The following is a 12,785-nucleotide window of genomic DNA, read 5'->3' as shown; positions in this document are numbered from 1 at the left end:
ATGGCAACAGGAACATGGAATGAAAAAGAAAAAAAAGAAATACCTGGCTTTTATAATCGCTTTAAAACACAAGCGGAAAAATCTACAAATACAGGCTTAAAGGGTAGATTAGCAATGCCTGTTAAGGCTAATTGGGGAGATGTAGGGAAGGTAATAACAGTAAAAAATGACTTAAAACAGCTTAAAACTCTATTTGGTGATGATATGAGTTATTCAGCTTTCAAACTAGGAAAACTAGCTTTATTAGGGAATGTAAAGGAACTATTGTTGTATAGGCTCGTAGATGGAAACCAAAAAAATGGTACATTAATACTTAAAGATACTACAGAAAATACTACAAAAGATGTAATTAAGCTAGAAACTAAGTATCCAACTAGCAGAAATTTTAATGTAACAATAAAATCCAATTTAGTAGATTCAGATAAAAAAGATTTTATTTTCTTTGAAGGAACTAAACAACTATTTTCTAGTTCAGTCAAAGGTACTATAGATGAAATAGTGCTAGAAATAAACTCTAATTTAGATAATGAGTATGTAATTGCAACTAAAGTAGCTGATAGTGATACAACATTAGCAAACTTAGTGAATGTAGCACTTGAGGGTGGAAATGATGGTTGCACATCTATAACAAATGAGTCTTATTTAAAAGCATTGGAAGAATTTGAAAGATATAGCTTTGATGGCTTTACACTTGATGGTGTGGCTGACGAAGCTTTGCAGGAAACTACAAAGGCTTGGGTGGCTAAGAATAAAGAATTAGGAAAAGATATATTATTATTTTTAGGTGGGAAAAAAGAGGATAATATAAAACAAATTAATGATAAATCAAAAAGTTTTAATGATGAAAATATAATTAACGTTGGAAGCTCAGCCTATTATGAGGGAATAAAATATACACCTAGTGAAGTAGCTGTTTATATAGGAGCATTAGCAGTAAGCAAAGGCATAACAGGTAGTATATGTAATGCTAAGACTATATTTGAAGAAGTAGAACCACGATTAAGTCAATCAGAAGTTAAAGAGTGTTTAAAGTCGGGAACATTAATACTTGATTTTGATGATGGAGACGTGATTATAGTTGATGATGTAAATACATTTAAAAAGTATGTAGATGATAAGAATGAAGCTATGGGATATATTTCTAATATTATGTTTATAAATACTATAAACAAAGATACTTCTTTGAAAAGAAAAGAGTTTGTAGGGAAAATATTTAACGATTCAACAGGGCAGACAACTGTTATATGTGCATTAAAGAAATATTTTGAAGAATTAATGGGTCAAGGTATTATATCAGAATTTAATGTTGATATAGATGCAGAGTTACAGGCTACTGCCAAAGCTGATGAGTTTTATTGGAAATGGGATGCTATTAAAGTTGATGTAATGAAGAAAATATTTGGCACTGGGTACCTAGGATAAAGGAGGTTGTAGAATATGTATAATGATGATTATATAGAAGAAGCCAGTTTTTTGAATGGTTCTGATGTGGTTATACTTATTGATGGTGTAGAAGAACTATACATGGAAGAAATAAAAGCTGATTTTGAGCAAGATGAACAAAGTATAAAACTGTTAGGATGTCAAAATGAAATATCAAGAGTTGGGACTACTAAAGGGACATTCTCCTTAAATGGATATAAGACAGATTCAAGATTTGCAAAGTTAGGATTTAGGTCTTTTGAAATAATATATAAATTATCTAATGGTGAAACACTAGGATATGAAAGTGTAAGATTAAAAAACTGTAGACTAAAAAAATTACCTCTTATAAATTCTAAAGCTGGCGAGATTGTAAAGATAGAAGTAGAGGGAAGTTTTAGAGGATATGATTTATTGAATGAACTTTAAAATATAAAAGTGTTATGCATAAAGCTATAAACAATTAATTTGTTTGTAGCTTTTTAAAATCAAAAATATTGGAGGAAAGAATATGTTAGATATGGATAAAAGAGAGCTAGAAAATGAGGAAATAGAAAAAGAAGATTATGATTTAGATGAAGAAATAGAAGAAACGAATGAAGATAGGTTGAAGATGAAAGAGGATGAAATAATAGCAAAGCTATTGGAGGATTCACCAGTACCTGAAAGAACTGTATTTTTAGAAAGATTAGGAATACCAATCACATTGAAAGCATTAACAGAAAAAGAGATTAGTAAAATAAGAAAAGATTGCACTAAAATTGTAAAGGTACAAGGGCGAAGAGAAGAAAAATTAAATGATGATGAGTTTAATCTAGCGTTGATAGAAAAAGGGACTGTGAAACCTAACTTTTCTAATCAAAAATTACTTGAAGCTATGAAAGTAACAAATGCTAGAGAATTTATAAAGAGAAAATTCCTAGCAGGAGAATTGAGTAAAATAAGTGACCAAATATTAGAATTATCCGGTTTTTATGATGAGATAAGTGACGATGATATAAAAAACTAATAAAAATGGGGGGGCGACTGACTGTTTTAAATAACATTTTTGTTAAGCATCATGTTCCCCCAGATGTTTATGTTAAGAAAAATTTAATGTCTCAACGCTTAATGAAAGTATTTACTCAAAATGAAATAGAGCAAGAAAATAAAGCTATGAAAAAATAAATATGAATTTAGAAAGGTAGGTGAGGGAAATAGCTAAAAAGGAAATGTATCATATTGATGTTGTCATAAGTGCAAAAGGTGATGGAGAAACGAAAAGCAAACTAAGTGCAATGGAAAAATACATGAAGCAGACAGAAAAAAGGATGCAAACACTTAATAGAATAAAGGTTAATCCTGCTATAAAAGCTACGGATAAAGCTTCAAGTGTTGTAAATAGAGTTAATAACAATATGAATAAAGCAAGAAAAACTGTTACAGCTAGGATAAAAGCTACAGATAGTGCTAGTCCAGTAGCCAATAGAGCTAGTAATAATGTTAATAAAGCTAGAAAGACAGTAACAGCAAGGATAAAAGCTACAGATAATGCGAGTTCTACTGTTAACAAAGTTAATAACAAGATAAAAGAAGTTGCTAAGCCTGTACCTCCTGTGATAATTCGAGGACAAGATGAGTCTAGCTCTATAATAGATAAAGTGAAAGCTAAGATGCAGAACTTAAAAGCTGATACTATCATAAAAATAAAATCTCAAGCTGATGAAGCTATAAACACTATTTCTCGAACTAAAAATAAATTGCAAGAATTTGTGAGTAAGAGATATGAAGCAGCAGTCAAAATTCGAGATGAAGCTAGTTCAGCACTTGGAGGAATTACAGGAAAAATAAACTCCTTTGTAAGTGGAGCTATTAGTAAATTCGCTCAGTTGGCTACTGCGGCAGGTGCTTTGTTGGGAGGTATAGGAGTTGGTTCTTCGATAAAGACCTTTGCAAATTTCGAGCAATCAATGAAAAATGTTGAAGCTGTAACAGGAGCTTCTGGAAAAGAAATAGATAGTTTAACAAATAAAGCTAGAAATCTTGGGAAAACAACTGTTTATACATCAAAAGAAGTGGGGGATGCGATGTACTACGCGGGTATGGCAGGATGGAAAACTAACCAAATTATCGAAGGTATGCCAAGTATACTAAATCTTGCATCAGCAGGAGGAACAGATTTAGCACTAACGAGTGACATTGTGACTGAAATACATTGGTCGGTTATGGAGAAATCTATAGCATAAAACATTCGGCAAAATCGGTAGATTCTAAGTTCTAATTGATAATTTATAGTATAATATTTATAGGGATAGATTAGGAAGTCGCGAGCCTAATTGAAAAGGAGTATTTCCGAGACTTCTTCCCTTTTATAAATTAAGTAGGAAAAATACTGCGGAGGTATTTAAAAATGAAAAATCTATGTAAAAATTGTGGGAAAGAATTTAATGGAAAGGTTAATCAGAAGTGTTGTTCAAGAAAATGTTCCAATGAATTAAAGTTTCCGAAAGTAATAACAAAATGTGATTATTGTGGCAAAAAAATAGAAAAAAGACCATATGAGATAGAAAGGTCAAAGCACCATTATTGTTCATCTAAATGCAGGTCGAAACACCAAAAGCTAACATTAAAAGGAGAAAGTAATCCTAACTTTAAAAAAGCTAATATTGATGTTAAGTGTAGTAATTGTGGAAAAAAAATTAATATACTTAAATGTACTATTAAAAATTCTGATGGTACAACTAAAAAAAACTTTTATTGTTCTCAGATATGTAAAGCAGAACATCAAAAGAAAATTCTAAAAAAAGAAAGCAATCCAAATTTTAAAGGTGGAGATATTAATTGTAACTGTGATAATTGTGGAAAAGAAATAAATGTTAAGAGACATAAATATAAAATTCATAAATATCATTATTGTTCACAAGATTGTAAAGCTAAACATCAACAAGTAATTTTAGTAGGGAAAAATAATCCATTTTACAAATTGGATTTAAGTGAAGAAGATAGAGTGAAATTAAGATGCATAGATGGGTATAACACATGGAGAAGACTTGTATATGAAAGGGATAATTATACTTGCCAATGTTGTAGTGATGATAAAGGTGGAAATTTAGAAGCTCATCATTTAGATGGTTATAATTGGTGCAAAGAGAAAAGGACTAGTGTAGATAATGGAGTAACTTTATGCGAGGTATGCCATAATAAGTTTCACAATTTATATGGATTTGGAAATAATAAGAAAGAACAATTTGAAGAATTTATAAAAAATAACAAGAATCAAGCATCTTAAATTTTAAGATGCTTTTTATTATATTAAAGTTTTTTAATAAGAATATGAAAGTACCGAGGTAATATTACAGATTACGAAAGGTTGTAATACACCGTAGAGCGTAGGAGTTGAATAAATATAATACTCCCAAGAGTGCCGAACACCCTAACGAATTAGACGAGGGTGAAAATGTACGCCAAACTAGGCTTGAAAAGACAAGCCGATGAAAATGAGGGAAACTTCTAGAGTCTAAGATAAAAAGCTTAGAGATAATAACTACTGGATGGACTAACTGCGTTAGGAATGACTGCTAAAGATACTGGCCAATTCGTTGACATTATGGCTGCAACTATAACAAACTCTAACACCAATGTTGAGTTATTTGGGGAAACACTTAAATTCATTGGCTCTCTAGGAGGTTCATTAGGTGTACCTATGAAGGATGTAGCTCTGGCAACTGGCTTAATGGCGAGTAGTGCTATAAAAGGAAGCCAAGCAGGTACTTCTTTAAGAATGGGGCTTTTAAGACTTATAAATGAGCCTAAGCGAGCTTCTGCGGCTATGAAAAAATATGGAATAGAAATGAAAACTACAAAAGATGGAAGCTTAGATTTAGCAGCAACAATAGACGAACTTAGAAATAAGCTTGGTGGTCTTGAAAACACTAAAGCAGTAGGAGCTTTAGGTGATATAGTAGGGGCTAATGCAAGCAGTGGTTGGGCTGCAATAATAAATGCAAGTGAAAGTGACTACAATAAACTAAAAAAAGCCATAGCTGAAAGCGAAGGTATGGCAAAGAAAATAGCTGATATGAAGTTAGATACTCTGTCGGGACAATTTACTTTGTTAAAAAGCTCTATAGACGGAGTAAAAGAAAGTATTGGTAGAGAATTAGGTCCTATGACTAGAAAATTCGTAGAGGATTTGACAGCAAAAATACCACAAATTGGAGAAGCTATGGTAAGTACAACTGCTAAGTTTGTTAACAATTTCGATAAAATAAAAGCAGGATTTCAAGTACTTATACCTGGAATTGGAGCAGTAATTGGTGCAATTACATTATTAAAAGCAGCATTTATTTTTAATAGAGCTGTTCAAGGATTAACTGCATTAGCAACTGCATTAGAGGTTGCAAGTATAAGTGCTATATTACTACCTGTAGCAATAGGAGCTATTGTTATAGCTTTTGCAGGAATGTCTGTTGCTATCTCTAATAATAAAGTGGCAATAATGTCTTTGCAAGAGAGATTTGGTGTCTTTGGTGATTTCGTAACAGGACTTATGGAACGAGTTGGAGGAACAATAAAACTAGTTTTTGGTAATTTAATAACTATCCTAGGTGGTGTTGTTGAAGCTATTGGAATAGCTTTATCAGATAAAAGTTGGGATGAAAAGATGTCTGGAATAAAAAATGTATTTGGTAAGACTATGGCAGAGGTTAAAACAAATACAAAGGAAGCTTTGAGCGATATAGCAGGAGAAACTTCAAATGCTACAGCTATGTTAAAAACTGCTAGTCAAGAAGAGCTACAAGGAGTGACAAAAGCTTTTTCAACGGCTTTTGAACAATCTAAAAATGTAACTGAAAGAAAGTCTAGTGAAATCGCAAAGGCTCTAGGAAATTCTTTAGATGGTATGGGCGAAAGTTCTCTTACTATGATGCGAGGGTTAAATGATAATATGGCTATAATTTTGTCAGGTGTAAGTGCTAATATGAAACCTAATGAGAAGATTGGAAAAATTACTAAAAATTTAGATGACGCATTTAAATCGGGAAAATTAAATGCAGAAGACTACAGAAATAGCATACAAGAAACTATGAATTTTATAAATAAATATGGAGCTGGTTCCTCTAATAATGTTAAAAATGGTCTAAGTAATGCTTTTAATGCATTTAAAGAGGGAACAAATGTGGGAGGCTTAAAAGATGGCGTAACAGGAATGCTAAATTCACTGAAATCAACAGGACCACAGGCTCTAGAAACATTAAAAAGCTTAGGAGGAAAAGCAAGCGAGATTTTTAAGGGAGTAGATTTTAATTCTTCTATAGATACACAAAAAACTAAAGTATTGCAAAATTTAAAAAATCTAGGTTTAGAAGGTACACAAGCTATAGACACATTAAGAACTATTTTTTCACAAGCTTCTACTGCACTAGATACTACAAACCTAAAGCAAGGTTTGAGTGATACATTTAATTCGTTTAAAATTGGTTTTAATCAAGACGGTATGAATGGAGCAATAAGCAGTATGCTTGGTACCATTAATCAAATAGGACCACAGATGCAAGCAGCTCTAGGGAAAATGGATGGAAATATGGGTCAAGTATTTGCTGATGTAGACTTTAGCACTCCAATAGAAACACAAGCCAGTAAAGTTCTTGAAAATTTGAATAATTTAGGGATAGAAGGACCAAAGACTCTAGAAACTGTAAGGAGTATCTTTGCTCAAGCTTCAAGTCAAATACAAGGTTCAGCTTCTCAAGCTACACAACAAGCAAACCAACAAGTGGTTGATGCTCTAACTCAAAATAATCCAGCCGTACAACAAGCAGGACAACAGCTTGGTGTAGATATAACAAACGGCGTTGTTAGCGGAGTTCAAGCAGGTGTGCCAGTCGTACAACAAAAAGGCAATGAATTAGGAGCAGTAGCTCAGCAAGGTGTTACAGATGCTGTAAATAGTGCAACTCCTCAAATTGATAATAGCAATCTTACAAATGGTATAGACACAGCATTCAACCAAGCTACTGCAACAGTTCAGCAAGGAGCGACTAATATGTACAACGGAGCTAAACAAAGCTTTACACAACTAGCACAGATAGGCAGAGAAGCAGGTTCAAGTCTTTATAATGGTGCTACAACTTCTTTTAATATGTTAGCATCAAATGTTAGAGTAGCGTGTAGTAGTATGTATAATGGAGCTAGGATATCTTTTACGAGTTTAAGTAGTTCAGCTATAAGTGCCATTTCTGCTATGTGCAGTTCTGTAGTAAGTCAAGTTAGTGCTATGTCGAGTCAAATTATTAGTTACTGGAATAGTGTAAGAGCAACAGTTTCAACACCAATCTCTGCATCTTTTAATGTTAAGACTACTCAAACAACTGTCAAAAGGACAGTAAATGAAAGTAGCGGTGGAATACTAAGTAATATATTTGGTCATTTTGCAGATGGTGGAGTTGTAACAAGAACTTCTATTTGTGGAGAAGATGGAGCTGAAATGGTTATTCCTCTTTCTAACAATAGAAGAAATCGAGCGATAGGCTTGTATGAACAAACAGGTAAAATGTTAGGGTTAGGCTCAACTCCTTCTCAAAAAGTTGGAGGAAGTTATTCTAATATTGTAAATAATGTTAGACAATTTCCTCTCGAAAATATTTTAGATACAGATAATAAAGAATACAAAGAAGCTCAACCACAGAATTCAATTTCAAGTGGGAATACAATAAATTTAGGTGGAATATCTATCAATGTTCAAAATAGTGATAACAAAGAAGAAATGATACAAGAAGTATTAGCTCAAGTGGAAAATGAATTAAGAGAAGCATTACAAGACATTGGATAATGTCGAATTATTGTTAAAAAAAGCCTCCTTATAGATGTTATAATTTTACTATAATTATATGAGGAGGTTTTCATATGGGACTATTTAAAAAGAATAAAGAAGAAATTATGAAAGAGATTTATTATAATCCAAAAGGCATTAAAAACTTCACAGGAAATTCTCTTAATTCTATTTATTTAATAATAAATGATAAAAGTGAGTGTTTGGAATTTCAAAATGCTACAAGTGCAAAAGAAACCTTTTTTTCTGTAGGATTTTCTGATTTATATAGCATAAGTAGATATACAGAAACAAATTTAGCTTCAGCTCTAACAACATGGGTAGATAAGAATGCAAAATCAGAACTTATATTTTTAACTAAGATAGAGTATGTAGAAAATAATGAAATAAAAAATATTTTATTGGAAGAAGCGTGGATTGGTAAGAAAAAAAGAATAGAATTTACTGAGAATATAATAAAAAGAATACCAAAAGAACATCCAAAGCTAGATAAAACTGTCGAAAATAATGATGATGCAATACAACAAGTAAAAGGATTAAAAGAGTTATTAGACATGGGAGCAATAACAGAAGAAGAATTTAATAAGAAGAAAAAAGAATTATTGAATTTATAACAAGAGAAAATAAAAAAGCATAAACATACAGAGCACTTGAATATTCTGTTGTTTCAGGTGCTTTATGTAGTAAAAAATGATATAATATAGGTAGGAAATTATATTAACTAAGTGGTATGTAAATTCAACTGTAACCAACTTGACTACAGTTGCAAATTTATGTTTTATATTAACTATATGGAATGTAAATCCCATACCTGTTATATAAAGTTTATCTACTGTATTTTGTTTTATATTAACTAAGTGGTATGTAAAGGTTATTTTGGTAGAAAGTTTCTTTTTAAGAGAATCCGTTTTATATTAACTATGTGGTATGTAAAGCCAATTGTAGGTGCATATGGTGTACCTGTTCTAGATGTTTTATATTAACTGTGTGGAATGTAAATACTAATGCAAAATATCAAGGATATAAAAAACAGATTTTATATCAACTATGTGGTATGTAAAGAATATAGAAGATATTGCAACACCTTTTTCAACATCATTTTATATTAAGTGGTATGTAAAGGTTGGTGCTGTTATAGCAGGAGTAGTATTACTAGCAAGTTTTATATTAACTATGTGGTATGTAAATGTAAAAAGGCTCGAATCTCTTATAGCTGGGGAAAATAATTTTATATTAACTAAGTGGTATGTAAAGGGTGGAACAATTATATTTCCTTCCTCATCGATGCTGGGGTTTTATATTAACTAAGTGGTATGTAAAGCTTATTAAATGATGTGCAGTTTGGCTTACATTTCCAAATTTTATATTAACTAAGTGGCATGTAAAGTTGAAAGATAAAGGAATAAAAACTACTACTATAAAGATTTTATATTAACTATGTGGTATGTAAAGTTGTTCTCTTTCATATGGTACAAAACTTTGTAGCAATGTTTTATATTAACTATGTGGTATGTAAAGTTAGATTCAGAAAAGGATTGAACAGTATATCTTTTCGTTTTATATTAACTATGTGGTATGTAAAGCCTTGAAATTCCCATTCAAGAGGTAAAATATCTTTAGGTTTTATATTAACTATGTGGTATGTAAAGTTTGAATCTTGTACACTATACTTTAATTCATAAACTCATTTTATATTAACTATGTGGATTCAAAATTAAATAGAAAAAAGAAAGCACTTACAAATATGTAGGTGCTTTTGTTTTGCTCAAATTGGTCAGTTGAGTAAAATAATTAGAAAAAATTAGTAAAAACTCTTGAAAAGTGTCGCGATACAATGTATAATTATATTATCGCGATACAGAAAAGAGGTGAAAATTATTACTGATAGCAGTAGAGCAGATTACTTCAAGCAAAGACGACAGAATAAGAAAACTTTCAGTGTTCTATTAGATAAAGAGAAAGTAGAAAAAATTGAAGAACATTTAAAAAAACAGAACAAGACTAAAACTATTTGGCTTGAAGAAAAGATTAATGAAGAGTTAGAAAAAGAGGAATAAAAATAAGGGACGTTCTCCCCGACCAAAGATTGAACATCCCTTATTGACGTATATTATATACACTAACTATAGTATACGTCATTCCTTGAAAAAAATCAATTTTAAGGAGTGCAATATTATGAAAAATGAATTAATGATGTTTGAAGAAAAGAAAGTTGAAGTACTTGAATATAATGGGCAAGTTTTATTTAATCCATATGATTGTGGAAAATGCTTAGAATTAAGTGATAGTGCAATAAGAAATCATTTATCTAAAATGAATGATACTCAAGCTGTATTATTAAAAAATTCAGCTGTCCTAGATAAGGACATCCGAAAATTAAATAATGCAGGTGAAAAGTTTTTAACTGAGAGTGGAGTATATAAGTTAATATTTAAATCTCAGAAAGAAGAAGCAGAGAAATTTCAAGATTGGGTGAGTGACGAAGTACTACCTCAAATTCGACAACATGGTGCATACATAACTAACAATGCTGACCCAGATAAGTTGAGAGAAAAAGCAAGTGAGCTTGAAAAACTGCAACTGGCTTATAATAGTACATCTATGTTAAAAGAATTACTAGATGATGCAGGCTTTGACAATAAATCTAAGTTACTAACAGCAAAGACATTGTACAAGAAAGCAGGCATTGATTTACCAATCGAGATAGATGAAGAAGAACATTATTTTGATACAAAGCAAATAGCATCTAAACTGAAAATATATTCTAAGAGTAATAAACCAGCACAGATGGCTGTTTGTGAGATTATTAAAAAGATAAAATTAGAAGAAAATGAAGTTAAGGGAGTTTGGGAGACTAATGGAAGTTGGACTGGTACTGTAAATAAGTATACACAAAGTGTAATAGATAAGGTTAAGTGTTGGATAGATGATAATAATAGACCTGCTAAGATACAGGGTGAAAAGAAGAATTTCCATGTGGTTTATAAGATTGAGTAAATTCTATTGTATTAAATAATTTATTTTAGTTTAGTTTTGAGGGGGATTAATACAATGTGTGAGAATTTACTTGATAATATGTATATTGAAAAGAGAAAAGAAGAATATAGAATTAAACTTTTGAAAATAAGAGAAACAGATATAGATATATATAATAAGATAGAAAGTATAGTATATAAACTTTCTGAGAAAAAATTAGAGAAAAATAAGTAAATAATATAGATAAAGCACTTATAAGTACATAAAAGTGCTTTATCTTCCAAAATATGGTATAATATTGTTAACTTGTAGAATAAGGATGGTTGCTATGATTGCAGTTAAAAAACTAAAATTAACTATAGTTGGAGAAGAAGAAAAAAGAAAAGAGCAATATAAATTTATAAGAGATAGTCAATATGCACAATATCAAGGTTTAAATCTAGCAATGGGAATATTAACAAGTGCATATTTAGCAAGTGGTAGAGATATAAAATCAGACTTATTTAAAGATTCTCAGAAAAGTTTAACTAACTCACATGAGATATTCAATGAAATAAACTTTGGTAAAGGTATTGATACTAAAAGTTCTATTACCCAAAAAGTTAAAAAGGATTTTTCTACATCATTAAAAAATGGTCTAGCTAAAGGTGAAAGAGGTTTCACTAATTACAAGAGAGACTTTCCTTTGATGACTAGGGGTAGAGATTTGAAATTCTATGAAGAAGATAAGGAATTTTATATAAAGTGGGTAAACAAAATAGTTTTTAAAGTTCTAATTGGTAGAAAAGATAAAAACAAAGTTGAGTTAATACATACTTTAAATAAAGTTCTAAATAAAGAATACAAAGTAAGCCAAAGCTCATTACAATTTGACAAAAATAATAAGTTAATACTTAATCTTACAATAGATATACCATATAAGCAGGTAGATGAAATAGTAAAAGGTAGAGTTTGTGGAGTAGATATGGGTATAGCCATTCCAATTTATGTAGCTTTAAATGATGTTTCATATGTACGAGAAGGAATGGGAACTATAGACGAATTTATGAAACAAAGACTACAATTTCAGTCAAGAAGAAGAAGGCTTCAACAGCAACTTAAAAATGTAAATGGTGGTAAAGGCAGAAAAGATAAATTAAAGGGATTAGAATTATTAAGAGAAAAAGAAAAAAGTTGGGTTAAGACCTACAATCATGCCTTGAGTAAAAGAGTGGTTGAATTTGCTAAAAAAAATAAATGTGAGTATATACATTTAGAAAAGTTAACTAAAGATGGATTTGGTGATAGACTTCTTAGAAATTGGTCTTATTATGAACTTCAAGAAATGATAAAATATAAGGGAGAGAGAGCTGGGATAAAAGTTAAATATGTAAATCCTGCTTATACTTCTCAAACATGTTCAGAATGTGGTCATGTAGACAAAGAAAACAGGGAGACACAGGCTAAATTTAAATGTTTGGAATGTGGATTTGAAGCTAATGCAGATTATAATGCTGCTAGAAATATAGGAAAAAGTGATAAATTTGTAAAATAAAATACAAGAATATATGTACGGGTGATTTAGTGTAAATGGTAA

At 30.8% G+C, this 12,785-nt stretch carries 11 protein-coding genes and 1 CRISPR repeat array; all 11 genes read left to right on the top strand.

What is annotated here, in order from left to right:
* The 11 genes from ACTG44_RS13170 (at nt 1) to ACTG44_RS13120 (ending at nt 12,743) form a co-directional block, all read left to right on the top strand.
* Entirely contained in the window at nt 1–1,422 is a 1,422-nt protein-coding gene (locus ACTG44_RS13170) for a phage tail sheath subtilisin-like domain-containing protein (protein ID WP_479920585.1), read from the top strand.
* A 15-nt stretch (nt 1,423–1,437) separates the two neighbouring features.
* On the top strand, nt 1,438–1,851 hold the full coding sequence (locus ACTG44_RS13165) for a phage tail tube protein (RefSeq protein WP_479920584.1): 414 nt from the start codon (nt 1,438–1,440) through the stop codon (nt 1,849–1,851).
* Nucleotides 1,852–1,933: 82 nt separating this feature from the next.
* Nucleotides 1,934–2,431: a phage tail assembly chaperone gene (locus tag ACTG44_RS13160; RefSeq protein WP_219674201.1), complete on the top strand. Its 498-nt coding sequence runs from the start codon at nt 1,934–1,936 to the stop codon at nt 2,429–2,431.
* Between the two features lie 202 nt (nt 2,432–2,633).
* Entirely contained in the window at nt 2,634–3,647 is a 1,014-nt protein-coding gene (locus ACTG44_RS13155; RefSeq protein ID WP_479920583.1) for a phage tail tape measure protein, read from the top strand.
* A gap of 164 nt (nt 3,648–3,811) precedes the next feature.
* Entirely contained in the window at nt 3,812–4,690 is an 879-nt protein-coding gene (locus ACTG44_RS13150) for a hypothetical protein (protein ID WP_407964268.1), read from the top strand.
* A 258-nt stretch (nt 4,691–4,948) separates the two neighbouring features.
* Complete coding sequence (locus tag ACTG44_RS13145; protein WP_479921700.1) at nt 4,949–8,233, top strand: phage tail tape measure protein; 3,285 nt, start codon at nt 4,949–4,951, stop codon at nt 8,231–8,233.
* Between the two features lie 74 nt (nt 8,234–8,307).
* A complete protein-coding gene (locus tag ACTG44_RS13140) occupies nt 8,308–8,847 on the top strand; it encodes an SHOCT domain-containing protein (protein WP_479920582.1) in 540 nt (179 codons plus the stop codon).
* Between the two features lie 544 nt (nt 8,848–9,391).
* Nucleotides 9,392–9,882: a CRISPR direct-repeat array (repeat unit 29 nt; unit sequence GTTTTATATTAACTATGTGGTATGTAAAG).
* Nucleotides 9,883–10,101: 219 nt separating this feature from the next.
* A complete protein-coding gene (locus ACTG44_RS13135; RefSeq protein ID WP_054276387.1) occupies nt 10,102–10,290 on the top strand; it encodes a hypothetical protein in 189 nt (62 codons plus the stop codon).
* A 118-nt stretch (nt 10,291–10,408) separates the two neighbouring features.
* Nucleotides 10,409–11,230: a BRO-N domain-containing protein gene (locus ACTG44_RS13130; RefSeq protein WP_479920581.1), complete on the top strand. Its 822-nt coding sequence runs from the start codon at nt 10,409–10,411 to the stop codon at nt 11,228–11,230.
* A gap of 54 nt (nt 11,231–11,284) precedes the next feature.
* On the top strand, nt 11,285–11,443 hold the full coding sequence (locus ACTG44_RS13125; RefSeq protein ID WP_227860895.1) for a hypothetical protein: 159 nt from the start codon (nt 11,285–11,287) through the stop codon (nt 11,441–11,443).
* Nucleotides 11,444–11,537: 94 nt separating this feature from the next.
* Nucleotides 11,538–12,743, top strand: a complete 1,206-nt coding sequence (locus ACTG44_RS13120; protein WP_479920580.1) for an RNA-guided endonuclease TnpB family protein — start codon at nt 11,538–11,540, stop codon at nt 12,741–12,743.
* Nucleotides 12,744–12,785: the final 42 nt, after the last annotated feature.

This window comes from Clostridioides sp. LIBA-2809 (assembly GCF_056688965.1).
The sequence above is the reverse complement of the archived record's forward strand: the minus strand, read 5'-3'. Positions and strand labels throughout refer to the sequence as shown.